At 64.1% G+C, this 25,838-nt stretch carries 25 protein-coding genes; 6 read left to right on the top strand and 19 right to left on the bottom strand.

Features of this window, described 5'->3' with window-relative positions:
* Positions 1-22: 22 nt before the first annotated feature.
* Positions 23-1,858, bottom strand: coding sequence for a DNA helicase RecQ (gene recQ / locus MESOP_RS06060; protein ID WP_041164013.1), 1,836 nt, complete (start codon positions 1,856-1,858; stop codon positions 23-25).
* 192 nt (positions 1,859-2,050) lie between these two features.
* On the bottom strand, positions 2,051-2,938 hold the full coding sequence (locus tag MESOP_RS06055; RefSeq protein ID WP_210160829.1) for an SDR family NAD(P)-dependent oxidoreductase: 888 nt from the start codon (positions 2,936-2,938) through the stop codon (positions 2,051-2,053).
* Between MESOP_RS06055 and MESOP_RS06050 the strand changes: the two genes are divergently transcribed.
* The 3 genes from MESOP_RS06050 to MESOP_RS36730 all read left to right on the top strand — a co-directional run bounded on the left by MESOP_RS06050 (position 2,889) and on the right by MESOP_RS36730 (position 5,667).
* Entirely contained in the window at positions 2,889-3,800 is a 912-nt protein-coding gene (locus tag MESOP_RS06050; protein ID WP_013892446.1) for a LysR family transcriptional regulator, read from the top strand. The genes MESOP_RS06055 and MESOP_RS06050 overlap by 50 nt on opposite strands.
* A 169-nt stretch (positions 3,801-3,969) precedes the next feature.
* Complete coding sequence (locus tag MESOP_RS06045) at positions 3,970-5,391, top strand: coniferyl aldehyde dehydrogenase (RefSeq protein WP_013892445.1); 1,422 nt, start codon at positions 3,970-3,972, stop codon at positions 5,389-5,391.
* A 144-nt stretch (positions 5,392-5,535) separates the two neighbouring features.
* Positions 5,536-5,667 carry a hypothetical protein gene (locus MESOP_RS36730; RefSeq protein ID WP_425339703.1) on the top strand — a complete coding sequence of 44 codons (132 nt, stop codon included), beginning with the start codon at positions 5,536-5,538 and terminating at the stop codon, positions 5,665-5,667.
* Here the strand turns inward: MESOP_RS36730 and MESOP_RS06040 are convergent.
* Entirely contained in the window at positions 5,664-6,698 is a 1,035-nt protein-coding gene (locus MESOP_RS06040) for an AraC family transcriptional regulator (RefSeq protein ID WP_013892444.1), read from the bottom strand. The genes MESOP_RS36730 and MESOP_RS06040 overlap by 4 nt on opposite strands.
* Between MESOP_RS06040 and MESOP_RS06035 the strand changes: the two genes are divergently transcribed.
* Positions 6,686-7,273 carry a cupin domain-containing protein gene (locus MESOP_RS06035; RefSeq protein ID WP_245265057.1) on the top strand — a complete coding sequence of 196 codons (588 nt, stop codon included), beginning with the start codon at positions 6,686-6,688 and terminating at the stop codon, positions 7,271-7,273. The two genes, MESOP_RS06040 and MESOP_RS06035, sit on opposite strands and share 13 nt — an antisense overlap.
* Positions 7,274-7,400: 127 nt before the next feature.
* Here MESOP_RS06035 and MESOP_RS06030 read toward each other — a convergent pair whose 3' ends face one another.
* From MESOP_RS06030 to uxaC, 8 genes are all read right to left on the bottom strand, one after another.
* Positions 7,401-7,736, bottom strand: a complete 336-nt coding sequence (locus MESOP_RS06030) for a cupin domain-containing protein (RefSeq protein ID WP_013892442.1) — start codon at positions 7,734-7,736, stop codon at positions 7,401-7,403.
* Between the two features lie 14 nt (positions 7,737-7,750).
* A complete protein-coding gene (kduD, locus tag MESOP_RS06025; protein WP_013892441.1) occupies positions 7,751-8,515 on the bottom strand; it encodes a 2-dehydro-3-deoxy-D-gluconate 5-dehydrogenase KduD in 765 nt (254 codons plus the stop codon).
* Positions 8,512-9,363: a 5-dehydro-4-deoxy-D-glucuronate isomerase gene (kduI, locus tag MESOP_RS06020; RefSeq protein ID WP_013892440.1), complete on the bottom strand. Its 852-nt coding sequence runs from the start codon at positions 9,361-9,363 to the stop codon at positions 8,512-8,514. Before kduI ends, kduD begins: the two co-directional genes overlap by 4 nt.
* A 23-nt stretch (positions 9,364-9,386) precedes the next feature.
* Positions 9,387-10,157, bottom strand: coding sequence for a FadR/GntR family transcriptional regulator (locus tag MESOP_RS06015; RefSeq protein WP_013892439.1), 771 nt, complete (start codon positions 10,155-10,157; stop codon positions 9,387-9,389).
* A 75-nt stretch (positions 10,158-10,232) separates the two neighbouring features.
* Positions 10,233-11,513, bottom strand: coding sequence for a TRAP transporter large permease (locus tag MESOP_RS06010; protein WP_013892438.1), 1,281 nt, complete (start codon positions 11,511-11,513; stop codon positions 10,233-10,235).
* Positions 11,514-12,101 (bottom strand): TRAP transporter small permease, encoded by a 588-nt coding sequence (locus MESOP_RS06005; protein ID WP_013892437.1) that lies wholly within the window; start codon positions 12,099-12,101, stop codon positions 11,514-11,516.
* A complete protein-coding gene (locus MESOP_RS06000; RefSeq protein ID WP_013892436.1) occupies positions 12,101-13,078 on the bottom strand; it encodes a TRAP transporter substrate-binding protein in 978 nt (325 codons plus the stop codon). Before MESOP_RS06000 ends, MESOP_RS06005 begins: the two co-directional genes overlap by 1 nt.
* Positions 13,079-13,110: 32 nt before the next feature.
* A complete protein-coding gene (gene uxaC, locus MESOP_RS05995; protein ID WP_049802344.1) occupies positions 13,111-14,571 on the bottom strand; it encodes a glucuronate isomerase in 1,461 nt (486 codons plus the stop codon).
* Positions 14,572-14,666: 95 nt separating this feature from the next.
* Here uxaC and MESOP_RS05990 point away from each other — a divergent pair, with 95 nt between their 5' ends.
* Entirely contained in the window at positions 14,667-16,187 is a 1,521-nt protein-coding gene (locus tag MESOP_RS05990; RefSeq protein WP_013892434.1) for a mannitol dehydrogenase family protein, read from the top strand.
* Between the two features lie 60 nt (positions 16,188-16,247).
* Here the strand turns inward: MESOP_RS05990 and MESOP_RS05985 are convergent, their stop codons facing one another.
* The 8 genes from MESOP_RS05985 to MESOP_RS05950 all read right to left on the bottom strand — a co-directional run bounded on the left by MESOP_RS05985 (position 16,248) and on the right by MESOP_RS05950 (position 25,078).
* Complete coding sequence (locus MESOP_RS05985) at positions 16,248-16,655, bottom strand: F0F1 ATP synthase subunit epsilon (protein WP_013892433.1); 408 nt, start codon at positions 16,653-16,655, stop codon at positions 16,248-16,250.
* 104 nt (positions 16,656-16,759) lie between these two features.
* Positions 16,760-18,334: a F0F1 ATP synthase subunit beta gene (gene atpD, locus MESOP_RS05980; protein ID WP_013892432.1), complete on the bottom strand. Its 1,575-nt coding sequence runs from the start codon at positions 18,332-18,334 to the stop codon at positions 16,760-16,762.
* Positions 18,335-18,404: 70 nt separating this feature from the next.
* Entirely contained in the window at positions 18,405-19,289 is an 885-nt protein-coding gene (locus MESOP_RS05975) for a F0F1 ATP synthase subunit gamma (protein ID WP_013892431.1), read from the bottom strand.
* Between the two features lie 32 nt (positions 19,290-19,321).
* Positions 19,322-20,851, bottom strand: a complete 1,530-nt coding sequence (gene atpA, locus MESOP_RS05970) for a F0F1 ATP synthase subunit alpha (protein WP_013892430.1) — start codon at positions 20,849-20,851, stop codon at positions 19,322-19,324.
* A complete protein-coding gene (locus MESOP_RS05965; RefSeq protein WP_013892429.1) occupies positions 20,851-21,411 on the bottom strand; it encodes a F0F1 ATP synthase subunit delta in 561 nt (186 codons plus the stop codon). Before MESOP_RS05965 ends, atpA begins: the two co-directional genes overlap by 1 nt.
* A gap of 246 nt (positions 21,412-21,657) precedes the next feature.
* Positions 21,658-22,053 (bottom strand): AGROH133_08824 family phage infection protein, encoded by a 396-nt coding sequence (locus MESOP_RS05960; protein WP_013892428.1) that lies wholly within the window; start codon positions 22,051-22,053, stop codon positions 21,658-21,660.
* 96 nt (positions 22,054-22,149) lie between these two features.
* Positions 22,150-22,845: an aspartate/glutamate racemase family protein gene (locus MESOP_RS05955; RefSeq protein WP_013892427.1), complete on the bottom strand. Its 696-nt coding sequence runs from the start codon at positions 22,843-22,845 to the stop codon at positions 22,150-22,152.
* Between the two features lie 49 nt (positions 22,846-22,894).
* On the bottom strand, positions 22,895-25,078 hold the full coding sequence (locus MESOP_RS05950) for a primosomal protein N' (RefSeq protein ID WP_013892426.1): 2,184 nt from the start codon (positions 25,076-25,078) through the stop codon (positions 22,895-22,897).
* A gap of 90 nt (positions 25,079-25,168) precedes the next feature.
* Between MESOP_RS05950 and fsa the strand changes: the two genes are divergently transcribed.
* A complete protein-coding gene (fsa, locus tag MESOP_RS05945) occupies positions 25,169-25,825 on the top strand; it encodes a fructose-6-phosphate aldolase (RefSeq protein WP_013892425.1) in 657 nt (218 codons plus the stop codon).
* Positions 25,826-25,838: the final 13 nt, after the last annotated feature.

The following is a 25,838-nucleotide window of genomic DNA, read 5'->3' as shown; positions in this document are numbered from 1 at the left end:
GGCAAAGGATTTGGTGGGGCGTTCAGGCCGACCCATCGGACTGGTGCGCCGCGATTGCCGCGAGAAAAGCCTGGCCGAACTCCTTGAGCTTCGCCGCGCCCACGCCATTCACTTCGGCGAAGGCGTCGAGATCGCGCGGGCAGCGCTCGGCCATGTCGATCAGCGTGCGATCGGAAAACACCACATAGGCCGGCACCTGGCGCTCTTTCGCCAATCGCAGCCGCACGGATTTGAGCGTGGCAAGCAACGAGGCATCGACGCCTTCGGCTCTCGAACCCTCGGCCGCTCGCATCTTGCGCAAGGCTCGGCCGCGCACCTCGACGCGGTAGTGGAACGCCACCTCGCCCCGACCGAGCGCATGCCCCTTATCGGCGATGGCGAGGCCGCCATGGCCGCTCGGGTCCGGTTCCAGGAACCCGCCAGCGACAAGCTGGCGGATCAGCGACATCCAGAAATCCTTCTTGTGCGCCACGCCGCTGCCGAAGCTGGCGAGCCTCTCATGACCCCTGGCCAGCACCTTCTCGGTTTCATGGCCGGTCAGGATGTCGATGACGTGGGCGGCGCCGAAGCGTTCGCCGCTCTGCGAGACCGCGGCCAGGATGATGCGCGCCTCGGCGGCGCCATCGGCGCGCGGCACCTGGTCGAGGCAATTGTCGCAATTGCCGCAAGGCTGGGCTTCCTCGCCGAAATAGCCGAGCAGCACCTGGCGGCGGCATTGCGCCGTCTCGCAATAGCCGATCAGCGTGTCGAGCCGGCGATGCGAGCGCCTCTTGTGCTCGGGCGACGCATCCTCGTCGTCGATGAACAGCCGGCGCATGCGGATGTCGCCAAGGCCGAACAACATATGCGCCTCGGCCTCCCGCCCGTCGCGGCCGGCGCGGCCGATCTCCTGATAATAGGCTTCGAGGCTGCCCGGCATATCGGTGTGGAAGACATAGGCGACATCGGGCTTGTCGATGCCCATGCCGAAGGCGATGGTCGCCACCATGACGACGCCCGAGAGCGTCATGAAGGCGTTTTGGTTCGCTTCACGCGCGTCCTTGGTCATGCCGGCATGATAGGCGAGCGCGGTGACGCCATTCTTCTCCAGGAAAGCTGCCATCTCCTCCGTCTTCTTGCGCGACAGGCAATAGACGATGCCGCTGCGGCCGGGATGACGCTCGATGAAGTTGAGCAGCTGGCGCTTGCTGTCCTGCTTGGCCGCGATGGCGAGCTTGATGTTGGGCCGGTCGAAACCCAGCACCATCGTTTCGACACGCTCGGCGAACAGCCGGACGGCGATGTCGGTGCGCGTGCTCTCATCCGCGGTCGCCGTCACGGCGATGATCGGCACTTTCGCAAAAATGCCGCGCAGCCGCGACAAATCCTCATATTCGCGCCGGAACGCCGGGCCCCATTGCGAAATGCAATGCGCCTCGTCGATCGCGATCAGGCTGACGTCGAGCCTGGCGAGCGCCTCGAGCATGCGCTCGGTCATCAGCCGCTCCGGCGCCAGGTAAAGCAGCCGCGTCTGGCCAGAAGCCACGCGGCGCCAGGCCGCGACATTGGCCTCGCGGTCGAGCGAGGAATTGATCGTGTCGGCGGCGACGCCTGCCAGCCGCAAGGCGGCGACCTGATCCTGCATCAGCGCCACCAGCGGCGAAACGACGATGGTGAGCCCGCCCAGGACCAGCGCCGGCACTTGGTAGCAGAGCGACTTGCCCGCCCCTGTCGGCATCACGGCCAGCACATGGCGCCCGCCGAGCAGCGCGTCCATGACAGCGGCCTGGCCGGGTCGGAAATCGTCGAAGCCGAACACGTCCTTCAGGACGCGCCGCTTGGGATCCTCCGCCCGCATGCTCGCTGCCTGTGCCGGCATCAGGCGGACACCGGGCGGCGAGCGATTTTTCGGGGATTGGAGAGGATGTAAAAACCGGTCAAGAGACTCTCCGAGTTCCACTTTGGAGTAGCGCAGCTATCCTCGGAGCACAACCGGAACAGGTTGCTCTTCGCCTTTCGTTGGTTCGAATCCGGGCTGCGCAGCGGCCCCGGCCGACATGCCGCCGTCGGCTCAACCTATTCGCCACCCGCCATTGACCGGTATAACCGCACCGGTGACGAATGAGCCGGCCTCCGATGCCAACCAGAGCACCGCGCCGGCGATATCGGCCGGTGTCCCTGGCCGCGCCATTGGCGTCTCGGCGACGATCGCGGCGATGCGATCTCGCGGCCAGCCTCCGGTGAATCCGGTATCAGCGATGAACCCCGGCGCGACGGCGTTTGCCGTGATGGCGCGCGGAGCCAATTCGCGGGCCAGCGCATAGGTCAGGCCATGCAGGCCGGATTTCGCGGCCGCATAGGCCAAGCTGCCTGGCCGGCTGCCGCCGGTCTGCGCACCTATCGAACCGATGTTGATGACGCGGCCTCCCGGACTTGCAAGCAATGGTGCCGCGACGTGCGCCATCAGAAAACTACCTTTCAGATTGGCGTCAACGAGGGCATCCCAATCGGCCTCAGCCTCCTCGATCGGAGTCGAGAGGCTGACGCTTCGCGTGAAGCCGGCGGCGTTTACGAGGACGTCCACCTTGTTCAGCTGGGTCAACGCCTCCTGAACCTCACGACGATTCCCAACATCCGCTCGTCGCCACGCGGCTTGCGAACCGAGTTTTCTCGTGGCTTCGGCAAGGCGGTTCTCGTCACGGCCGACAAGAACGACCGCGTAACCCGCCTGCTGCATCGCTTGCGCTATGCCGAATCCAATGCCGCTGGCTCCGCCGGTAATGACCGCCACCCTGTTGTCCTTTGACATATCGAGCTCCCATGAATTGACCGATGTCTTCGAGATGGTCGTGGGAGTGCGATATGTCGAATACTGTTTATGTGCCTCGACGATATGATAAAGATATCGCATGCTGAGCTTGCGCCAATTCCAGCAATTCCTCGCCGTCGCCGAAACCATGAGTTTCCGGCGAGCGGCTGAGCATCTGAACATGGCTCAGCCGCCGCTCACCGCCACGATCCGGCAAATGGAGGCGGAACTGGGCGTTCGCCTGTTCGAGCGCACCAACCGGATCAACAGTCTGACGGCGGCAGGAGAAGTGCTGCGCGAAGAGGCGCAAAGAACGATCGACCAGGCCGAACGCGCCGTCGCGCTCACGCGACGTGCTGGCACTGGGGAGATTGGTTCGCTGCGCATCGGTTTTGTCGCTAGCGCTGTGAGGCAATTGCTGCCGACCCTGATTGCCGAATTCCGGGAAAGTCAGCCGGGAGTTGTGCTGGAACTCGAGGAAGCCCCTTCGGCTCGGCAGATCGCGGCACTTCTGGAAGACCGCATGGATCTCGGGATCGTTGCTCTTCCACTCCCATCCGGGGCCGAGCCACGTATCTTGACACAGACGATAGTCAGGAGCCGGCTGGTCGCGGCCATTCCAGCCCGCCACCCTCTGGCCAATGCACTGCACACTCCGCTCACCTTGGCCGCGCTCGCTGACGAAGGCTGGGTTCTCTTTCCAGCCGCGGAAGGCCCAGGCCTTCATTCGACAATCCTGCGGGCTTGCGCTCAAGCCGGCTTCACGCCACGGATTGTCCAGCGTGCGGTTCAAATGGAAACCATTGTCGGTCTGGTGGCGGCCGGGCTTGGGGTCGCGCTTGTGCCGAGCCTGTTTGCCGAGACAGGCCGCGAGGGCGTGGTGTTTCGGGACTTGGTCGGCCACGGCTCGCCTATTGCCTACGAAGTCGCCCTGACACGACGCAAGGGCAACAATCTTCCTGCGCTGGAGGCATTTATCCAAACGGTGCTTCGGGTACTATCTTTGCGATAAATCCGTCGGTCACATTCCTGGCCGGCCGAAAGCATCAGCGCATCCGTCGCAGCCTGCCCACTTCGAGACGCGCCGGCAGAGGACGCGCCTTCCCCAGCGACACCTGCATCCCGCTGGATTCCTGCGCGCTCGGATGTAAGCTTGGCCGGCAAAAGCCAGGGAGGGCACGATGCTGCAGGTGAGACAGGACATCCTCGGCGAGCGGTTCCATCTCCAGCGCGGGGCCTTCGAGAAGCAGCCTTTTCCCGACATCGACGTCCGCAAGGACCGCCTGAACCGCCTGCTGGTGCTGACCGAGCGGCATGAAGCCGACATCTGCGCGGCGATCGACACCGACTTTGGCGGCCGCTCGACGCATGAGACGCGCCTTGCCGAACTGTTTGTCGTGCGTGCCGGCATTCGCCACGCCCTGTCCCATTTGAGAGGCTGGATGCGGGAGCGCCGTGTCGCCACCACCTTGCCGTTCCTGCCGGGCAAGAACCGCCTCGTCGCGCAGCCGCTTGGTGTCGTCGGCATCGTCTCGCCCTGGAATTATCCTTTTCAACTTGCCGTCGCGCCAGTGACGGCAGCCCTTGCCGCCGGCAACCGCGTGCTCGTCAAGCCGTCGGAACTGACACCCGCTTTCTCGGAGCTGCTCGCCAAACTCGCCGGCGAGCATTTCGCCCCGGATGAGCTCAGCGTCATCACTGGCGATGCCGAGATGGGCAAGGCATTCGTGTCGATGCCTTTCGATCATCTGCTGTTCACCGGCTCGACCGCGGTCGGCCGCCAGGTCGCGATCGCGGCGGCCGCCAATCTGACCCCGGTCACGCTCGAACTCGGCGGCAAGTCGCCGGCGATCTTCGATCCGTCCTGCGATCTCGACGCGGCGGTGTCCAGCATCGCCTACGGCAAGCTTTTGAATGCCGGACAGACCTGCATCGCGCCGGACTACCTGCTGGTGCCCAGGGGACAGGCAAGCACGGTCGCCGCCAAGCTCGCAACGGCGATCGCGCGGCTCTACCCCTCCATGCGCGAAAATCCCGACTACACCGCCATCATCAGCGACCGGCACTACCAGCGCCTGCGCGACATGATCGCCGAGGCCCGCGATGCCGGCGCCGATGTCACGGAAATCAACCCGGCCGGCGAAGATCTCGGCACCACCAGCCGCAAGCTCCTGCCGACACTGGTCGGCAATGCCAGCCCGAACCTGCGGCTGATGCGCGAGGAGATCTTCGGGCCGGTGCTGCCGATCGTCGAATACGCCACCATCGACGAGGCGATCGACCATGTGAACCGGGCCGACCGCCCGTTGGCGCTCTATTGGTTCGGGCGCGACAGCGGCAACCGCCGGCGCATCCTGCGCGAAACCGTCGCCGGCGGTGTGACCATCAACGACTGCATGCTGCATCTGGTGCAGGAGAACCAGCCCTTCGGCGGTGTCGGCGCCAGCGGCATGGGCGCTTATCACGGGCAATGGGGTTTCCGCACCTTCAGCAAGGAGAAGCCGGTCTTCCTGCAGTCGCGCCTGAGCGCAGGCGCCCTGCTGCGCCCGCCCTATGGCAAGACGTTCGAACGGCTTTTCGGCCTGCTTCAGCGGATCACCTGATCAAACGCCGCGATCTCGGCGCATTAAGTTTATATTCACCATCATTCGGCAGGTTTCCAATCCTGCGGTGAACGTTTTGAGTACCGCGGCGCCACAAGCGCCCAGGCAACAAACCCGCGCTCCTTGGGGCGCGGGTTTTCATTTTTGAAAACCGTCGCCAAGCCGGCCCGCTTCCAGTGCTTTGACACCGTGCACCGGATCGGACGCAACGATGATGCCGCTGGCGGTCTCGAGGATTTCCGTCCTGCCATCGATGATCGCCTCGAAGCGGCCTAAGGCGAAGCGGATTCTAAGGCAAAACCCGCACGGCGGCCGGTCCGTTCTCGCCATTTTCCTGGTGTGATCCCGGTGACGCGTTTGAAGGCGCGACTGAATGCGGCCTCGGATTGATACCCTACGCCGGCAGCGATACTTGCGAGACTTTCATGGCCGAAACGCAGGCGCTCGCCAGCCAGTTGAATCCTCCAACCCGTCAGGTATTCGATCGGCGGGCGGCCGAGCAGCGCGTTGAACCGCTCCGCAACGATCGTGCGCGATGAGCCAACCTTGTCGGCAATCTGACCGACGGTCCAATGGCGCGCTGGATCGGCGTGGAGAAGCTGCAACGTCCTTCCGACAATCGGATCGTTCAGCGCGGCGAACCAACCCTTTGAGCCGGGTGGAAGCCGGGCAACATGGCGCCTCAGCAGTTCGACGAACAGAAGCTCCATGAGCCTTCCAAGCATCGCCTGTGAACCCGGCGCCGCCGCCGCGACATGCAAATCGATTTCCCGCACCGTCGAAGCGATCAGGGCGCCTATCTTGTTCTCCGACATCTTCTCTACGATGAGCGCCGGAAGTGTGCGGAACACCGGCGCGAACAGGAATTCCGAAGACTCGAGGAAGCCGCAGATCATGCGCAATTCGTCACCGCCGCCGCCGTAGTTGACGGTCCACATTCCTTCGATCCGACCGGGCTGCACAATTTCTCCGGCCGCAGCCATCACCAGCGGCTCACCCTTCCAAAACCTGTGATGGCCAGCGAATGGCAGGAACAGCAGATCGCCAGCAGTGACTTCTCGCCGCTCGCCATTTGCGGCCTCGAAAGTGCAGTTACCCGCTACGATGAAATGGAAAATGCTTATGTGGCGCAGGCAGGCCATGGGGCTGACCGGGTCATAGTATTTCGGGGCCACGACGCCGAACGGCGCGCTGAAGCAGGCGTTCAGAAAGACGGAGCCGGTCAGCCTTACGGCTTTCAGCATTTCCGACAGCAGATCCGGTCCATGGTCCGGCGTCCCTGTATGTAAATCCGATGTTGCAGTCATTGCTGAACCTGAAGTCTGGCGGCTACACCTCCAGAACGCTGCAGCTCGACAGATTAATCCCGCGTCACCCGATGCGCGCTTGGCAAAAAAAGACTTTTCTGCAAACCAATGGAGACACCAGGATGTTGAAATTAGCCTGCATACTTGCACTTCTGCTGGCTGGAACAGCGCCCCTGCTTGCTGATGATATGCCAATGAATGCCGACGGCATCAAATGGGGTCCTGCTCCTGCCGTCCTTCCAGCTGGCGCACAGTTCGCGGTTGTTGCCGGCGATCCGTCAAAGGACGGCATCTATGTGCTGCGGCTGAAGATGCCCGCGGGCTACAAAATTCCCGCGCACAACCACCCTACCTCGGAATATGTGACGGTGATTTCCGGCAATTTTCATATCGGAATGGGTGACAAGCTCGATGAGGCGAAGGGCATCGAACTGACGGCTGGCGGTTTCGGCGTTGCCCCGGCTGGAATGAACCACTTCGCTTGGACGACGAGCGATACGATTGTCCAGGTTCACGGCGAGGGGCCCTTCGAGATCACCTACGTCAACCCGGCGGAAGATCCGAGTAAGAAGTGACGATTCACCGGCCACCTCCATCGATGGCGGGCCCGCGCCTCTCCGGAGGGGTGCGGACTTTTCCTTTGCGAGATGTGCTGGAGCAAAGCGGCGCGGGCGCCTTTGGCACGTATTGATTTCCGCTCGATCAGGCGAGGAAATCGGCCCTGTGGGGCGTGAAGCTGTCGACCAGCCGCCCTGCTTCCAGTGCCTTGACGCCGTGCACCAGACCGGATGGCACGATGAAGCTGCCGCCAGTCTCGACGATCTCGGTACGGCCATCGATCGTCACCTCGAAGCGACCTTCGGCGACATAGCTTGCCTGGACATGCGGGTGCGAATGCAGGGCGCCGATGCCGCCTTTGTCGAAGCCGAACTCGACCAGCATCAGCTCGTCGGTATGGAGCAGAACGCGCCGCCTGTTGCCATCCGGCGTCGGCGTCCAGACGCCCTCGCCGGCATGGGCGAAAATCTTCTTGGTCATCGTTGTCTCCTTGGCTATCGCGCCAGCCAGCCGCCATCCACCGGCACCACCGCGCCATGCATGTAGTTCGATGCCGGTGCCAGCAGGAAGACGGCGGCGTCGCCAATGTCTCCCGGTTCGCCCCAGCGGCCAGCCGGGATGCGACCCAGTATGGCGGCACTGCGGTCGGGATCGGCACGCAGTGCTTGCGTGTTGTTGGTCTCGATATAGCCTGGCGCGATGGCGTTGACGTTGATGCCCTTCGATGCCCACTCGCAGGCAAGCAGCCGGGTGATGCCGAGCACGCCATGTTTCGAGGCGGTGTAGGACGCAACACGGATGCCGCCCTGGAAACTCAGCACCGAGGCGATGTTGACGATCCTGCCCCGGCGTCCGCCGGCAAGGACGCGCCGGGCGAAGGACTGGCAAAGCAGGAAGGTGGTCTTCAAATTGACGTCCATGACGTCGTCCCAATCGCTCTCGCTGAGATCGACGGCATCGGCGCGCCGGATGATGCCGGCATTGTTGACCAGCCCGTCGAGCGGCCCGTTTTCTTCCCAGACCCGATCCAGCATCGGGCCGGCATCCGCAGTGTCGGCAAGATCCGCCTTCACCGCCTCGAATTGTCCGCCCAGGGCGGCGATCCTGCCTGCCGTATCATCCATCGACGAGCGGCCGACGCCGACCACCGCACCGCCGGCACGGGCAATCGAAATGGCGATGCCCTGACCGATGCCTGTGTTGGCGCCGGTGACCAGGATGCGCTTGCCGGCCAGGCTGAAGGCGGAAAGATCGCTCACCGCAAATCGTCCATCGCCACCGGGTCGACATCGGTATAGTCGACATTGTCGCCGGCCATCGCCCAGATGAAGGCGTAGTTCGAGGTGCCGGCGCCCGAGTGGATCGACCAGCCCGGCGACAGCACCGCCTCCTCGTTGCGCATGACGATGTGGCGTGTCTCGTCCGGCTCGCCCATGAAGTGGAAGACCCGCGCCGTCTCCGGCAGGTCGAAATAGAGATAGGCCTCCATGCGCCGGTCGTGCACATGGCACGGCATGGTGTTCCAGATCGAGCCCGGCGCAAGCTGCGTCATGCCGACGACGAGCTGGCAAGTCTTTGTTCCGTCGGCATGAATGAACTGGAAAATCGAGCGTTCGTTGCAGGCCTCCTTGCTGCCGAGATCGAGCCGCTTGGCGTCGCCGAGGCGGATCAGCCGGCTGGGATGGGCCTGGTGGGCCGGCGCGCTGAGCAGATAGAATTTCGCCGGCGTGTCTTTTTCGGCGGAGGCGAACGACACGTCGCTACTGCCCATGCCGAGATAAAGCATGTCGCGCGTCTGCAATTCGAAGGATTGGCCGCCTGCTTTCACGCTGCCGGCGCCGCCGATGTTGACGACGATCAGCTCGCGGCGGTCGAGGAAATTCTTGGTCCCAGTCGGCTTGATCGTTTCCAACGGCAGCGGCGCTCCGACCGGCACGGCGCCGCCGACGATCATGCGGTCGTAATGGGTGTAGGTCAGGCTGACGCGGCCGGGTCGAAACAGGTCTTCAATATGGAAATTGTGCCGCAATTCATCGGTTCCCATCGTCGCGGCGGCGGCCGGATCGATGGCGAAACGCGAGGTGAAGTCGGTATGGCTCTGGCTCATGATTGTCCTGGCTTGCAATGGGGTTATTCGCCGGCGGCCCTGACCGTATCGGCATAAAAAGCCTGCCTGGCGTGCAGGCGCTCGCGGTAGCGCTGCTGGCTGGCGGTGAGGTGCTTGCGCATGGCCTCGCGCGCGGCTTCGGCGTCGCCTGAGGTGATCGCGTTCAGGATAACCAGATGCTCACGCTGCAGCCCGCGTTGGTAAGAGTCGGACTGCGCCAGTTCGGTCGACCAGGGCGAGGTCACGTCGCACGGAATGGCACGCCGGCCGAGCACGTCGAGCATCTCGACATAGAACGGATTGTTGGTGGCGCTGGCGATGGCGCGGTGGAAGGCAAGGTCGGCGGGCCCGGTCGGCTCGCTGGCGAGCAGCAGCCGCTCGAACTCGAAGAAGGCCTCCTGGATCGCCGCCTCCTGCGCGGCGTTGCGGCGGATGGCGGCGAGCCCGGCCGATTCGATCTCGATCGCCAGGCGCACTTCGAGCACGTTGAGAGCGATCGAATCCTTGGCTCCCATGTCGGCGGCCAGCGCCCCGAACATCGTCGAGATGTGCTCGGTGACGAAGACGCCGGCGCCCTGGCGCGGCTCGACAAGGCCGTCGGCGGCAAGCTTGGCCAGGGCCTCGCGGATGACCGTGCGGCTGACGCCGAAGGTCTCGGTCAGCTGCCCTTCGGTCGGCAATTTGTGGCCGGGCAGGATTTCCCCCGCCTGCAACTGCCTGCGGATCGCCGCGATGACGGTCTCCGACAGTTTTGGTTTTCTTTCGACCCTGAGGTCGGCGACGGTATCGGACACGTGACCTCCTAATGGAACGGACCCGGTGGTGGAAAAGGCCCCCTTAGTGAAAAGGCCCCCTAGTGGAAAAGGCCCCTAGTGGAAAAGGCTGGGCAGCCACAATGAGATTTCCGGAATGTAGGTGACCAGCATCAACACGGCGAAGGCTGCCCCGTAGAAGGGCCAGATCGAGCGCATCGCCGTCCAGATCGGGATACGCCCGATGGCGCAACTGACGAACAGCACCGCGCCGACCGGTGGCGTGCACAGGCCAATGCCGAGATTGAGGATCAGGATGACGCCGAAATGCACGGGGTCGACGCCATAGGCCATGACCACCGGCAGGAAGATCGGCGTCGTGATGATGATCAGCGGCGACATGTCCATGAACGTGCCGAGGATGAGCAGCACCACATTGATCAGCAGCAGGATGACCAGCTTGTTGTCGGACACCGACTGGAGGAAGGCGACCAGCGCCGCCGGCACCCTGAGATAGGCGAGCAGCCAGCCGAAGGCCGCGGCGCAGCCTATGATCATCAGCACCATCGCCGTGGTGCGCACCGCGGCGCTGGTGGCGGCGACGAAGTCGTTCCAGCTCATCGAACGGTAGATGATCAGCGTCACCAGGAAGGCGTAGACGATGGCGATGCAGGAACTTTCCGTGGCGGTGAAGATGCCGGAGCGCACGCCGCCGAAGATGATGCCGATCAGGACGAGGCCGGGGATGGCGGTCACGAGCAACTGCAGGGCTCGGCCGAAGCCGGCGAACGGCTCGGTCGGGTAGCCGCGGCGGCTCGCGACCCAATAGGCGGTGACCATCAGCGACAATGCCAGCAGCAGGCCAGGTATGACGCCTGCCGTGAACAGGTCGGCGATCGAGATCCGGCCCCCGGCCGAAATCGAATAGATGATCATGTTGTGCGAGGGCGGAATCAGCAGCGCGATGATGGCGCCGACCGAGGTGATGTTGACGGCATAGTCGATGCCGTAGCCGCGCGCCTTCATCTGCGGGATCATCAGCCCGCCGACCGCCGATGCATCGGCCACCGCCGAGCCGGAAATGCCGCCGAACATGGTCGACGCCGCGATGTTGACCTGGCCCAGGCCGCCGCGCAAATGACCGACCAGCGAACCGGCCAGCGCCACGAGCCTGGCGGCGATGCCGCCACGCACCATCAGGTCGCCGGCGAAGATGAAGAACGGGATCGCCATCAGCGAAAACACGCTGACACCGGAGTTGAGGCGCTGGAACACCACCAGCGGCGGCAGGCCCAGCACCAGCACGGTGGCGAAGCTGGCGACACCGAGGCAGAACGCGATCGGCGTGCCGATGACGAGCAGGAAGACGAAGGTGCCGAACAGGACCGTCAGGGCCATCTAGAGATCCTCCTCGCCCGTGGCGTATTGGTCGGCATCGACGGGCAGACCGGCAAAGCGCCCGGCCAGCCGCTCCAGGGAGAACAGGCAAACCAGCGCGCCGCCCAGGACGACCGGCAGGAAGCCGACGCCGCCCGGGAGATCGAGCGACGGCATCACCGTGTTCCAGGTCAGCCTGGCGAGCTGGACACCATAGACGATCATGCCGAAGCCGAAGGCGAGCACGACGACGTCCGAAATGCTGCGCAGCACCGCCTTGGCCGAAGGCGGCAGGAAATAGAGCAGCACGTCAAAACCCAGATGCGTGCGCTCGCGAACGCCGACGGCGGCGCCGAGGAAGATGAACCAGCCCATCAACAGCACGGCTGAGGATTCGGTCCAGCTTGGCGAACTGTTCAGGACATAACGCGAGAAGACCTGCCAGAAGATGATCACCGTCATCAAGGTCAGTCCGGCGCCGCTGACCCACAGTGCGAGCCTCGACAGCTGTGCCAACAGCCGTTCGGTGCCCAGCCAGAACGCCTTCAAGCCACCCTCGCTCGACGGCGGCGCGGAAGTCCGCGCCGCGCCCGGTTCGCCGGCTTCCATTATTTCGTCGCCTGGATGCGGGCGGCGAGGTCCTTCAGCGCCGGCGTTGACAGATACTTGTCATAGACCGGCTTCATCGCGTCGATCAGCGGCTGCTTGTCGATCTCGCTGACCTTGACGCCGGCGGCTTCGACGATGTCACGCGACTTCTTTTCCTGCGCGTCCCACAGTTCGCGCATCTTGACGACGCTGTCCTTGGCCGCCTGGCGCACGATCGCCTGGTCTTCCGGCGATAGCTTGTCCCAGCTTGCCTTGGCCATGACAAGCACTTCCGGGACGATCTGGTGCTGGTCCATCGTATAGTGCTTGGCGACCTCGTAGTGCTTGGCCGATTCGAAGCTCGGCCAGTTGTTCTCGGCGCCGTCGATGACGCCTGTCTGCAAGGCCGAATAGACCTCGCCATAAGCCATCGGCGTGGCGTTGGCGCCCAGCGCATTGACCATGTCGACGAACACGTCCGACTGGATGACGCGGAACTTCATGCCCTTCATGTCGGCCATCGAGGCGATGTCCTTCTTGGTGTTGTAGAAGGAACGCGCGCCGGAATCGTAGAAGGCCAGGCCGACGAGGTCATGCGCCTCGAATGCCTTGAGGATCTCGTCGCCGATCGGCCCGTCCATGACATGGCGCATGTGGTCGACCGAACGGAAGATGTAAGGCAGCGACGGCACCGCCGTCTCCGGCACGATGCCGTTGAACGGTCCCATCGAGACGCGGTTGAGGTCGATGACGCCGGTCTGCGTCTGCTCGATCGTGTCCTTCTCCTCGCCGAGCTGCGCCGAATGATAGACCTCGACCGAATAGCGGCCGTCGGTGCGCTGCTTGATCAGCTCGCCCATGTATTTCACCGCCTCGACGGTCGGATAGCCATCGGGGTGCGTGTCGGCCGAGCGCAGCACGGTTTCGGCGTTGGCGATGCCGATCAGCAGCGAGCCGAAGGCGAATGTGACCGCTGTTAATTTCGAAAAATGCAACATGACTTCCTCCCTTTAAAATCAAGGCGCCCGGCTCAGAGCCGGTACGCCTTCTTGGCAAGCGTGTAGGCAAGCTCCTTGGCCAGCTCATGCGCCTCGTCCTCGCGCAGCCGGTGCTCGGCGACGAGGCGCGCCAGGAACGCGCAGTCGACCCGACGCGCCAAATCGTGGCGGGCGGGTATAGATGGAAAGGCACGGGTGTCGTCGTTGAAGCCGACGGTGTTGTAGAAGCCGGCTGTCTCCGTCGTCATCTCGCGGAAGCGGCGCATGCCTTCCGGGCTGTCGTGGAACCACCAGGCCGGCCCGAGCTTCAGCGCCGGATAGACGCCGGCCAGCGGCGCCAGTTCACGCGCGTAGCTGGTCTCGTCGAGCGTGAAGAGGATGACAGTGAGATCGCGCGCAAGCCCGACGCAGTCGAGCAGCGGCTTCAGCGACGTCACATAGTCGGTCCGGGTCGGGATATCGAAGCCCTTGTCGCGCCCGAACTTCCGAAAGATATCGGGCGAATGGTTGCGCCAGGAGCCGGGATGGATCTGCATCACCAGCCCGTCGTCCCGGCTCATCTTGGCCATCTCGGTCAGCATTTGGGCACGGAACAGTTTTCGCTCGCGCTCGTCGTCGGAGCCGCGGCGGACGCGGCTGAACAGCTCCTGCGCCGCGGCGTCGGAAAGATTGGCGGTATCGGCCGTCGGATGGCCATGATCGGACGAGGTCGCGCCAAAGCTTTTGAAGAAGGCACGCCGCTGGCGATGCGCGTCGAGATAGCCGGCCCACGTGCCGGTATCGCAGCCGGTGATTTCGCCGAGCCGGTCGAGATTGGCGGAGAACCCCTCGAAATCGGGATCGACGACCGCATCCGGCCGGTAGGCGGTGACGACACGGCCTTCCCAGCCGCTGTCGCGGATCATCTGGTGCCATTTGAGATCGTCGAGCGCGCCTTCGGTCGTCGCGATGACCTCGATGTTGAAGCGCTCGAACAAAGCGCGCGGGCGAAGATTCTCCCACTGCAGCACAGTCGCGATCGTGTCGTAGTGGCGGTCGGCCGTCTCGGCACTCAATGGCTCTTCGATACCGAACAGATCCGCCAGCACATGGTCGAACCACAGCCGGGTCGGCGTGCCGCGAAACAGATGATAGTGCTCGGCAAAGCGGCGCCAGATCGTCCTGCCGTCGGTCTCCACCGGAGCGCCGTCGAGGGTCGGCACGCCCAGATCCTCCAGCCGCACGCCCTGGCTGAACAGCATGCGGAAAATGTAGTGGTCGGGCACGATGAGCAGTTGCGCCGGGTCGGGGAACGGCTCGTTCAGCGCATACCAGCGCGGATCGGTGTGGCCGTGCGGGCTGACCAGCGGCAGGTCCTTGATCCCGGCATAGAGATCGCGGGCGATCGAGCGCGGATGCGCCTCGGCTGGAAACAGCAAATCCGCATTGGTCAGTGCCACGATGATCCTCCCGAAGGCGCTATCGGTAGGATCGGCAGGAAGTAATGTCAACATACAAAAATTGGATTGTTGTATGATGACTTTTGCAGCCATTGTGTGGCAAGAGATCGGGTGTTACGTCGCTCGCCGACCCCATGCCGAGGCCATCCATGCCATCCGACCAGACCAGCCGCGCCACGACGACCAAACGCCTCTCCGCCACAACGCTACAAGCGCTGCCGGCTTCGGTCGCGACACCTTCCTACGACCGGGGCCGCATCACCCCGGGCATCGTGCATCTCGGTGTCGGCGCTTTCCATCGCGCCCATCAGGCAGCCTATGTCCACGACTGCCTGACGGCGGGCGAGACGGACTGGGGTATCATCGGCGTTTCCTTGCGCAGCCCCGACACGCGCGATGCGCTGGCGCCACAGGACGGGCTCTTCACGCTGGCGATCCGCAGCAGCGGCGAGGAGGAGCTCCGCGTCATCGGCTCGATCGGCTCGATGCTGGTGGCGCCGGAAGACCCCGGTGCGGTGCTGGCCGCGCTGTCCGATCCGCGCACCCGGATCGTCACGCTGACCATCACGGAAAAGGCGTATCTGAGGGCAGCGGGCGGCGGACTGGACGCCGCCCATCCTGACATCGTCCACGATCTGGCAAATCCGCAAGGACCCAGGACTGCGCATGGTTTTCTGACCGAGGCGCTCGCCCGGCGGCGTGCCGCTGGCACACCGCCTTTCACCGTGCTGTGCTGCGACAACCTGCCGGCCAATGGCGCAACACTGCATCGCCTGCTGATCGAATTCGCGGAATTGCGCGATGCCAGCCTGGGCGCGAGCAACGACACCAGACTCGCCGGCCATATCGCCGACGAGGTCGCGTTTCCCTCCAGCATGGTCGACCGCATCGTGCCGGCGACCACCGACGCCGACCGGGCGCGGATCGCCGTCGAGCTTGGCGTCGAGGACGCCTGGCCGGTCATGACCGAGCCCTTCCGCCAATGGGTGATCGAAGACAATTTTTCGGCGGGACGCCCGGCCTGGGAAAAGTTCGGCGTCACCATGGTCGGGGATGTCGCCCCGTACGAGGACATGAAGCTCAGGCTGCTCAACGGCGCGCATTCGGGCATCGCCTATCTCGGCCTGCTCAGCGGCCATGCCACCGTCGACCGCGCCTTTGCCGATCCGGCGATCCGGCAATTCGTCGACGCGCTATGGGCCGAAGCCATTCCGACCCTCCCCGAGGATGCCGGGCTCGACACCAAGACCTATACCGCGGAGCTCGCCGAGCGTTTTTCAAACACCGCGCTCGCCCACCGCACCGCGCAGATCGCCAATGACGGCAGCCAGAAACTACCGCAGCGTATTGTTGCTTCGGCCGTGGAGTGCATGGAAGCCGGCACTGAATTTGTGCATCTCACGCTTGTGGTGGCTGCCTGGATCGCCGCCTGCGCGGCGCGGGGTAAGACCTTACCGGAGGGCCATTTCACCGATCCGCTCGACGGACCGCTGACGGCCCTTTTGAGCGAGCAACTGCCGGCGAATGAAACCGTGACGGCGGTGTTCGACTTGGCTGGCTTCGCTAAGGATCACGCCGAGCGCCAGACGCTGATCGGACTCGTGGCCGTGCATCTCGTCCACCTGCGACGGGATGGTCCGACCCTGGCCTTCGCTGCCTTGGGAATATAGAAAAAGCGGGCAACGCCCGCTTTTCAGTCAGTCAGTCAGTCAATCAGTTTGGTGCGGATTTCAGGCCGGCAGGATGGCGCCTTCCAGCGTGGTGAGCTGGCTGAGAAACTGTTCGGCCTTGCTGCGCGCCTGGTCGTCCTTGGCGTCAGCGGCGTCTTCCTTGGCTTCCTGGATGCGGCGCGCGAGATCGGCACGATCGACATCCTTCACCGCGACGGCCGATTCCGCCAGCAGCGTGCAGCCGGCCGGAACGATGTCGGCAAAGCCGCCGAACACGACATAGCGCTCTTCGCTGCCAGACGCATTCTTCACCGTGACGACACCGGGCTGGATCGTGGTCATGACCGGCGCGTGATGCGCCATCACGGTCATCTCGCCTTCGGCGCCCGGAATGACGACCGATTCGACCTCGGCGGAAACCAGAAGGCGCTCCGGAGAAACCAGTTCGAACTTGAAAGCTTCAGCCATGATCCATTTAGCGAGTAGGGAATAGTGAATAGCGAGTAGGGAAAGAAGACCCGCTCAACCCATCAATCCCTATTCGCTACTCCCTATTCGCTATTCGCTTCTTCTTACGCCGCTTCAGCCGCGAGGCGCTGTGCCTTCTCGACCGCTTCCTCGATGCCGCCGACCATGTAGAAGGCGGCTTCCGGAAGGTGATCGTAGTCGCCGTTGCAAAGGCCCTTGAAGCCTTTGATGGTGTCGGCGAGGTCGACCAGCTTGCCCGGCGCGCCGGTGAACACTTCGGCGACGAAGAACGGCTGCGACAGGAAGCGCTCGATCTTGCGGGCGCGGGCCACCGTCTGCTTGTCCTCTTCCGACAACTCGTCCATGCCCAGGATGGCGATGATGTCCTGTAGCGACTTGTAGCGCTGGAGGATCGACTGCACCTGGCGGGCGACACCGTAGTGCTCTTCGCCGACAACCATCGGGTCGAGCATGCGCGAGGTCGAATCCAGCGGATCGACCGCCGGGTAGATGCCCTTCTCGGCGATGGCGCGGTTCAGCGTCGTCGTCGCGTCAAGGTGGGCGAACGAGGTCGCCGGCGCCGGATCGGTCAAGTCGTCGGCGGGCACGTAGATGGCCTGCACCGAGGTGATCGAGCCCTTGGTGGTGGTGGTGATGCGTTCCTGCAGCGCGCCCATGTCGGTGGCGAGCGTCGGCTGATAGCCCACCGCCGACGGAATGCGGCCGAGCAGAGCCGACACTTCCGAACCCGCCTGCGTGAAGCGGAAGATGTTGTCGACGAAGAACAGCACGTCCTGGCCCTGGTCGCGGAAATATTCGGCGACCGTCAGGCCGGTCAGGCCGACGCGGGCGCGCGCGCCCGGCGGCTCGTTCATCTGGCCATAGACGAGGGCCGCCTTGGAGCCTTCGCCGCCGCCCTTCTTGTTGACGCCGGATTCGATGAACTCGTGATAGAGATCGTTGCCCTCGCGGGTGCGCTCGCCGACGCCGGCGAACACCGAATAGCCGCCATGCGCCTTGGCGATGTTGTTGATCAGTTCCTGGATCAGCACGGTCTTGCCGACGCCGGCGCCGCCGAATAGGCCGATCTTGCCGCCCTTGGCGTAGGGCGCCAGGAGGTCGAGCACCTTGATGCCGGTGATCAGGATCTGGGCTTCCGTCGACTGCTCGACATAGGTCGGAGCCGGCTGGTGGATGGAGCGCATCTCGATCGCGTCGACCGGGCCCGCTTCGTCGACCGGCTCGCCGATGACGTTGATGATGCGGCCGAGCATGCCCGGGCCGACCGGAACGGTGATCGGCGCGCCGGTGTCGCGCACTTCCTGGCCACGCACCAGGCCTTCGGTGGAGTCCATGGCGATGCAGCGCACGGTGTTTTCACCGAGATGCTGGGCAACTTCGAGCACCAGGCGGTTGCCGACATTGGTGGTCTCGAGCGCGTTCAGGATCGCCGGCAAATGTTCGCCGAACTGAACGTCGACGACAGCGCCGATGACCTGGCGGACCTGGCCGACAACGCCGGTTGCCTTGCTCGCCACAGCCGGTGTCTTGGCCGAAGCGGCCTTGGCCGGAGCCGCCTTCGCGGCTGCCGCCGGAGCCTTTGCAGCCTTCGCGGGGGCTGCGGCCTTCGCGGCTGCCGTCTTGGGTGTTGCCTTCTGGGGGGTCGCTGCTTTCGCCATCGTCTTTACCCTTTTTCGTCCTTTGTTTCTCACGCGGTCCGCTCGCGGGCCAAATGGCCCCGGACCGCGCCTAGAGCGCCTCGGCGCCCGAAATGATTTCGATCAGTTCCTTGGTGATCTGCGCCTGCCGCTGACGGTTGTAGGTGATCGACAGCTTGTTGATCATGTCGCCGGCGTTGCGCGTCGCATTGTCCATGGCGCTCATCTTGGCGCCCATCTCGCCGGCCGCGTTTTCGAGCAGCGCCCGGAAAACCTGCACCGAAATGTTGCGCGGGATGAGGTCGGAAAGGATTTCGCCCGGCTCCGGCTCATATTCATAGACGGCATTGCCGCCATCATTTGCCTCGGCCGGAGCCGAAGCGACGCCTGCCGGGATGATCTGCTGCGCGGTCGGGATCTGGCTGATCACCGACTTGAACTGCGAATAGAACAGCGTGCAGATATCGAAGCCGCCCTCGTCGAAGAGGTGGATGACCTTCTTGGCGATCGCGTCGGCATTGACGAAGCCGAGCGTCTTGACCTCGCGCAGATCGATGCGCTCGAGGATCATCGAGGCATAGTCGCGGCGCAGGATATCGAAGCCCTTCTTGCCGACGCAGATGATCTTGACCTGCTTGCCGTCGGCCAAAAGCCTGCGGATGTGGTCGCGGGCATGACGGGCGATCTGCGAGTTGAAGCCGCCGCACAGGCCGCGCTCCGCGGTGCAGACGACGAGCAGGTGCACGTCGTCCTTGCCGGTACCGGTCATCAGCGCCGGAGCATCGCCGCCGCCGCCGATCGCCTGGGTGATGTTGGCCAGCACGGAACCCATGCGCTCCGAATAGGGGCGCGCCGCTTCCGCGGCCTCTTGCGCACGGCGCAGCTTCGCCGCGGCGACCATCTGCATCGCCTTGGTGATCTTCTGCGTCGCCTTGACCGAGGCGATACGGTTACGAAGGTCTTTTAATGAAGGCATGCTTCAAACCTGATCCCGTCTTGTCGCTTCGCTCAAGCGAAGGTCTTGGCGAAAGCGTCGATCTCGGCCTTCAGCTTGGCGCGCAGATCGTCCGACAGCGCCTTTTCCTTGCGGATGGCGTCGAGAACGTCCTTGCCCGCCGCACGCATGTGGCTGAGCAGGCCGTGCTCGAACTTGCCGACCTGGTTGACCGGCAGCTTGTCGAGATAGCCGTTGACGCCGGCGAAGATCACCGCGACCTGCTCTTCCGTCTTCAGCGGCGAGAACTGCGGCTGCTTCAGGAGTTCGGTCAGGCGCGATCCGCGGTTGAGCAGGCGCTGCGTGGCGGCGTCGAGATCGGAACCGAACTGCGCGAAGGCCGCCATTTCGCGGTACTGCGCGAGCTCGCCCTTGATCGAGCCGGCAACCTGCTTCATCGCCTTGATCTGCGCCGACGAACCGACGCGCGACACCGACAGGCCGACATTGACGGCCGGGCGGATGCCCTGGAAGAACAGGTTGGTTTCGAGGAAGATCTGGCCGTCGGTGATCGAGATCACATTGGTCGGGATGTAGGCCGACACGTCGTTGGCCTGCGTTTCGATGACCGGCAGGGCGGTCAGCGAGCCATTGCCCAGATCGTCGTTGAGCTTCGCGGCGCGCTCGAGCAGGCGCGAGTGCAGGTAGAAGACGTCGCCCGGATAGGCTTCGCGGCCCGGCGGGCGGCGCAAGAGCAGCGACATCTGGCGATAGGCGACGGCCTGCTTCGACAGATCGTCGTAGCTGATCAGCGCATGCATGCCGTTGTCGCGGAAATATTCGCCCATGGTGCAGCCGGCGAACGGCGCCAGGAACTGCATCGGTGCCGGATCGGACGCGGTGGCGGCGACGATGATCGAGTATTCGAGCGCGCCGCGCTCTTCCAGCACCTTGACGAACTGCGCGACGGTCGAGCGCTTCTGGCCGACGGCGACGTAGACGCAGTAGAGCTTTTCCTTCTCGGGACCGTTGTCGTGCACCGACTTCTGGTTGAGCATCGTGTCGAGGATGATGGCGGTCTTGCCGGTCTGACGATCGCCGATGACCAGCTCGCGCTGGCCGCGGCCGACCGGGATCAGCGCATCGATAGCCTTGAGGCCGGTCGACATCGGCTCATGCACCGACTTGCGCGGGATGATGCCGGGCGCCTTGACGTCGACGCGCTTGCGTTCGACCGCCTTGATCGGACCCTTGCCGTCGATCGGGTTGCCGAGCGCGTCGACGACGCGGCCGAGCAGGCCAGGACCGACCGGAACGTCGACGATGGCGCCGGTGCGCTTGACGGTGTCGCCTTCCTTGATGTCGCGGTCGGCGCCGAAGATGACGACGCCGACATTGTCGGCTTCGAGGTTGAGCGCCATGCCGCGGATGCCGCCGGGGAATTCGACCATTTCGCCGGCCTGGACATTGTCGAGGCCATAGACGCGGGCGATACCGTCACCGACGGACAGCACCTGTCCAACTTCGGAGACCTCGGCCTCCTTGCCGAAATTCTTGATCTGGTCTTTCAGAATTGCGGAAATTTCCGCGGCGCGGATGTCCATCAGCCGACCTCTTTCAGTGCAAGCTTGAGCGAATTGAGTTTGGTTTTGAGCGACGTGTCGATCTGGCGCGAGCCCATCTTGACCACCAGCCCGCCGAGCAGCGACGGATCGACGGTGACGGAAATGGCCACATCCTTGCCGGCAACGCTCTTCAGCGTCGCCTTGAGTTCGGTCTGCTGCGCCGCGGTCAGCTCATGAGCCGACGTCACTTCGGCAGCGGTCTCGCCACGATGTTCGGCGGCGATCTGGCGGAATGCCCTGATCATGCCGGGCACGGCGAACAGGCGCCGGTTGCGGGCCACGACGCGCAGGAAATTGCCGGTGAGGCCGGTAATCCCGGCCTTGTCGGCGATTGCCGCGATGGCCTTGGCCTGGTCCTCGCTGGAGAACACCGGGCTGTTGATCAGCCGGGTCAGGTCGGCGCTGCCCGCGAGCATCGCCTCGAAACTGTTGAGGTCGGCTTCGACCTTGGCCACGGAATTTGCCTGCAGCGCGAGTTCGAACAGCGAACCCGCGTAGCGTTCTGCGACACCTGAGATTGGCGATGACGATTGAGCCACGGACCGTCTTTTCTCTTGTCTGACAGGCCGCAGATTGTTGGCGCGAGCAAAAACTCTGGCTAAATCTTTGACCTTACTGCATTTTTTCAAGCACGGAGGCGCGGCTTCCGCTATCCCCGGCCGAAAGTCGATTGCCGTCTAGCACAGGCATTTTAAGACCGCAATGCGTCGTTCCGCATGGTTTTCAGGTACTATTGTCGCATCTGGCGAAAGAGTCCCGTCCCGCGCCCCGGAATAGCTAAGGATTCAGGGCACAAAGCCGAAGGCAAAGGCGAGCGGCAATGCCGCCAAGGCCAATTCCACCACAATGGAAACCCAATTGAAAGGCGTGTTGGCGCCATCCGACATCATCGACAGCAGGCGGCCGAAGGCGGTGAACAGCCAGGAGAAGCCGAGCGCCATGTAAACCAGCGGCTGCGCCAGCAGGATGCAGCACAGGCCGACGCCGAGATAGAAGCCCGACATCCTGCCGCGTCCCTCGGCGATCGCCGCTGCCTTCTCCGGTTTGACTTGCAGGCGCAGGACACGGAAGGCCACGCCCGGCGCCAGGAAAAACAGAAGGCCGAGCAGCACGGTGACGACGGCGCTCGACCAGGCCAGCCATTCGCCCTGGCTCGTCGGCCATGGAAGCGCAAAATCCATCTTGTCCCCTCGAAATGCCTGTTTTGAAATCGTGGGGCATTCTAGCGGAGGAAAAACGCCACGCCAGATGGCTCCCTGAACTTTAGAAAAAGCGCATCAATCGAGCGCGAACTCGACCGCCGCCTCGGCGTGGATGCGCGTCGTGTCGAACACCGGAATGTCGAAATCCTGCTGCCCGATCAGCATGGTGATCTCGGTGCAGCCCATGATGATGCTGTCAGCGGCCTCTTCACGGCGCAGGCGTTCGGCCTCGGCGACATAGGCAGTCTTAGAGGCATCGGTGACGATGCCCTGGCAAAGCTCGTCATAGATGACGCGATGCACCATATCGCGCCCCGCCGCATCGGGCACCACGGGCGACAAGCCGTATTTGTCGGCGAGCCGGCCCTTGTAGAAATCCTGCTCCATCGTGAAGCGCGTCGCCAGCAGCGCCGGACGCTGCATCCCCGCGCGCTTGATCGCCGCCGCCGTGGCGTCGGCGATGTGGATCAATGGGATAGACACCGAGGCCTGCACCTGGTCGGCCAGCTTATGCATGGTGTTGGTGCACAGGAGCAGCCCTTCAGCGCCGCCTGCCTCAAGCTTGCGCGCCGCCTCGACGAGAAGCACGCCGGCGCTCTCCCAGTCGCCGTGATGCTGGCGCTCGGCGATCTCGGCGAAGTCGAACGACCACAGCAGCAGTTTCGCCGAATGCAGCCCGCCAAGACGCTCGCGCACGATCTCGTTGAGCAAGCGATAGTAGATGGCGGTCGATTCCCAGCTCATGCCGCCGAGCAGGCCAAGGGTTTTCATGTGATCTTCCATTTTTCGCTGGGGACAGCCTACCGCTGAAAGCACGACCTTACAAAAAACTCTGCGGGTCGATATCGACCTGCACCCGAACCGAGCCGCGCTGCTTCGGCCCGTTGGCTAGCATAGCCCTGATAAAACCTTGCATGTCGGCACGCCGCTCGCCCTGGATCAGCAGGCGGAAACGGTGGCGGCCACCAAGCAGGGACAGCGGCGCCTCGGCTGGCCCGAGCACAAACAGATCGGAGGACTCGGGCGCGGCGCGGCGCAGGCCGCGTGCATGGCCCTCGGCCTCCGCCCGCGTCACTGCGCTGACGATGACGCCGGCGAGCCGGCCGAAGGGCGGCAGCGCCGCGCGCTCACGCTCGGCGATCTCGCGCTCGTAAAACGCCTCGGCGTCGCCGGAAACGATCGCCCGCATCACCGGATGGTCGGGCTGAAAGGTCTGCAACAGGCCAAGGCTCTTCTTGCCGGTGCGGCCGGCGCGGCCGGTCACCTGGCTGAGCAGCTGGAAGGTGCGCTCGGCGGCACGCGGATCGCCATTGGCAAGGCCGAGATCGGCGTCGACGACACCGACCAGCGTCATATTGGGAAAATTGTGGCCCTTGGCGACAAGCTGCGTGCCGATGACGATGTCGGCCTCGCCATCGGCGATCGCCTCCAGTTCCAGCCGCAGACGCCGCACGCCGCCCATCAGGTCCGATGACAAAACAATGGTGCGCGCGTCGGGGAAATGCGCGACCACCTCCTCGGCGATGCGCTCGACGCCCGGCCCGCAGGCGACCAGGTGATCGAGCGTGCCGCATTCCGGGCAGGCTTCCGGGCGGCGCTCATTGTGACCGCAATGGTGGCAGACCAGCTGGCCGCGAAAGCGGTGCTCGACCAGCCAGGCCGAGCAGACCGGACAGCCGAAGCGATGGCCGCAGACGCGGCACAGCGTCAGTGGCGCATAGCCGCGCCGGTTGAGGAACAAGAGCGATTGTTCCTTCCTCTCCAGCGTCTGGCGCATATGGTCGAGCAGCACCGGCGACAGGAAGCCGCCACGCGCCGGCGGCGCGCGCCGCATGTCGATCGACTTCAGCTGCGGCAGCGCCGCCTCGGCGAAACGAGCCGAGAGAATGGCTCTGTTGTATTTGCCTTGGCTCGCATTGACTCGGCTCTCGACCGATGGCGTCGCCGACGCCAGCACGACTGGGAAACCCCCGATGTGGCCGCGCACGACCGCCATGTCGCGGGCGTTATAGAAAACGCGGTCTTCCTGCTTGTAGGCGGGGTCGTGCTCTTCGTCGACAACGATCAGGCCGAGCTCCTTGAACGGCAGGAACAGCGCCGAGCGCGCGCCGGCGACGACGCGCACAGTGCCCTCAGCCACTTGCCGCCAGACCTTTTCGCGCATCCTTGGCGGCAGATCGGAATGCCATTCGCCGGGCTTGGCGCCGAAGCGCTGCTGGAAGCGTTCGAGGAAAGCGTGGGTCAGTGCGATTTCCGGCAGCAGGATCAGCACCTGCTTGCCCTGGTCGAGGGCGGCCGCCACCGCCTCGAAATAAACCTCCGTCTTGCCCGACCCGGTGACGCCGTCGAGCAGCGCGACGTTGAAGGTGCCGGCCGCGACATTGGCGCGCAGCATCGATGCAGCGTCATTCTGGTCCGGCATCAATTCGGGCACGGCATACAGGGAATCAGGCGCGGCCACCACCGGCCGCGGTGGGATCATCACCGTCTCGAACACGCCTTGCGCCTTCAGCCCCTCGATCACCGTCGACGACACGCCAGCGGCATGGGCGAGGCCGGAGCGCGTCCAGGCAAGGCCGCCTTCGGCCACCTCCAGCACCCGCTCCCTGGCGCTCGTCATCCGGTCGGGGACCAGAAGCGTGCGCTGCAGCCCCTCGATCCACGGTTCCGGATCGAAGGCTTCCGGCGCCCGGAGCAGCATGCGCGCCACCATGCCCGGCGCCGACAGCGTGTACTGCGCCACCCAGTCGACGAAGCGGCGCATCGAACGGTCGATCGGCGGGCAATCGAAGACCTGTTCGATGGGGCGCAGCTTTTTTGCGTCGATATTCTCGACCACGCCATCCCAGACGATCCCGGCGACCTGGCGCGGCCCGAGCGGCACGCGCACGATCGAGCCCGGCACGACGCGCATGCCGGCGGGCACGGCATAGGTGTAAGGGCGTTCTGCAGGCATCGGCACCAGCACCGGTGCGGCTGCGACAAAGGGCGAATCTTCGATCATGAGGCGTGACCTTGCCCCGACTTTGGTCTAGATCAAAGAGCAACGCTGAACGTGCCTTCCCAAGCACGCCGAAATCTTCAGGAGACCGCCATGAAATTTTTTGCCGACACCGCCGACATCAAGGAAATCCGTGAGCTGATCGATCTGGGGCTGCTCGACGGCGTCACCACCAATCCCTCGCTGATCCTGAAATCGGGCGGCAAGATCTCCGAGGTCACCAAGCAGATCTGCGACATCGTCGAAGGCCCGGTTTCGGCCGAAGTCGTGGCCACCGAGTACAAGAACATGATGGCCGAGGCCGAGGTGCTGGCCAAAATCGCGCCGAATGTCACCATAAAGGTGCCGTTGACGCTCGATGGGCTGAAGGCCTGCAAGACGATCCGCACCGAAATGAACCGCATGGTCAATGTCACGCTGTGCTTCTCGGCCAACCAGGCGCTGCTCGCCGCCAAGGCCGGCGCTTCCTTCATCTCGCCCTTCGTCGGCCGCATCGACGACACCGGCTCGGACGGCATGGAGGTGATCCAGGAGATCCGTCAGATCTACGACAATTACGATTTCCAGACCGAGATCCTGACCGCTTCGGTGCGCACGGTGAACCACGTCAAGCAGGCGGCCCTGATTGGGGCCGATGTCGTCACCGCGCCGCCGGCCACGCTGAAGGCGCTGGTCAACCACCCGCTGACCGACAAAGGCCTCGCCGCCTTCCTCGCCGACTGGGCCAAGACCGGCCAGAAGATCAGCTGAGCGATCCGATATC

The organism is Mesorhizobium opportunistum WSM2075 (genome assembly GCF_000176035.2).
GTDB lineage: Bacteria > Pseudomonadota > Alphaproteobacteria > Rhizobiales > Rhizobiaceae > Mesorhizobium > Mesorhizobium opportunistum.
Note: the sequence above shows the minus strand (reverse complement) of the source record. Positions and strands in the feature narration are given on the sequence as shown.

Coding starts and splice junctions, on each gene's coding strand:
- MESOP_RS06000 (WP_013892436.1), bottom strand. CDS start 13,078: ATGTTGCATTTTTCGAAATTAACAGCGGTCACATTCGCCTTCGGCTCG.
- MESOP_RS06050 (WP_013892446.1), top strand. CDS start 2,889: ATGCTGAGCTTGCGCCAATTCCAGCAATTCCTCGCCGTCGCCGAAACC.
- MESOP_RS05985 (WP_013892433.1), bottom strand. CDS start 16,655: ATGGCTGAAGCTTTCAAGTTCGAACTGGTTTCTCCGGAGCGCCTTCTG.
- MESOP_RS06055 (WP_210160829.1), bottom strand. CDS start 2,938: ATGGTTTCGGCGACGGCGAGGAATTGCTGGAATTGGCGCAAGCTCAGC.
- atpA (WP_013892430.1), bottom strand. CDS start 20,851: ATGGACATCCGCGCCGCGGAAATTTCCGCAATTCTGAAAGACCAGATC.
- MESOP_RS05960 (WP_013892428.1), bottom strand. CDS start 22,053: ATGGATTTTGCGCTTCCATGGCCGACGAGCCAGGGCGAATGGCTGGCC.
- MESOP_RS05990 (WP_013892434.1), top strand. CDS start 14,667: ATGCCATCCGACCAGACCAGCCGCGCCACGACGACCAAACGCCTCTCC.
- MESOP_RS06005 (WP_013892437.1), bottom strand. CDS start 12,101: ATGGAAGCCGGCGAACCGGGCGCGGCGCGGACTTCCGCGCCGCCGTCG.
- MESOP_RS05975 (WP_013892431.1), bottom strand. CDS start 19,289: ATGCCTTCATTAAAAGACCTTCGTAACCGTATCGCCTCGGTCAAGGCG.
- MESOP_RS05950 (WP_013892426.1), bottom strand. CDS start 25,078: ATGATCGAAGATTCGCCCTTTGTCGCAGCCGCACCGGTGCTGGTGCCG.
- MESOP_RS06035 (WP_245265057.1), top strand. CDS start 6,686: ATGTTGCAGTCATTGCTGAACCTGAAGTCTGGCGGCTACACCTCCAGA.
- kduI (WP_013892440.1), bottom strand. CDS start 9,363: ATGAGCCAGAGCCATACCGACTTCACCTCGCGTTTCGCCATCGATCCG.
- MESOP_RS06030 (WP_013892442.1), bottom strand. CDS start 7,736: ATGACCAAGAAGATTTTCGCCCATGCCGGCGAGGGCGTCTGGACGCCG.
- uxaC (WP_049802344.1), bottom strand. CDS start 14,571: ATGTTGACATTACTTCCTGCCGATCCTACCGATAGCGCCTTCGGGAGG.
- MESOP_RS06045 (WP_013892445.1), top strand. CDS start 3,970: ATGCTGCAGGTGAGACAGGACATCCTCGGCGAGCGGTTCCATCTCCAG.
- fsa (WP_013892425.1), top strand. CDS start 25,169: ATGAAATTTTTTGCCGACACCGCCGACATCAAGGAAATCCGTGAGCTG.
- MESOP_RS06010 (WP_013892438.1), bottom strand. CDS start 11,513: ATGGCCCTGACGGTCCTGTTCGGCACCTTCGTCTTCCTGCTCGTCATC.
- MESOP_RS06040 (WP_013892444.1), bottom strand. CDS start 6,698: ATGACTGCAACATCGGATTTACATACAGGGACGCCGGACCATGGACCG.
- recQ (WP_041164013.1), bottom strand. CDS start 1,858: ATGCCGGCACAGGCAGCGAGCATGCGGGCGGAGGATCCCAAGCGGCGC.
- atpD (WP_013892432.1), bottom strand. CDS start 18,334: ATGGCGAAAGCAGCGACCCCCCAGAAGGCAACACCCAAGACGGCAGCC.
- MESOP_RS05955 (WP_013892427.1), bottom strand. CDS start 22,845: ATGAAAACCCTTGGCCTGCTCGGCGGCATGAGCTGGGAATCGACCGCC.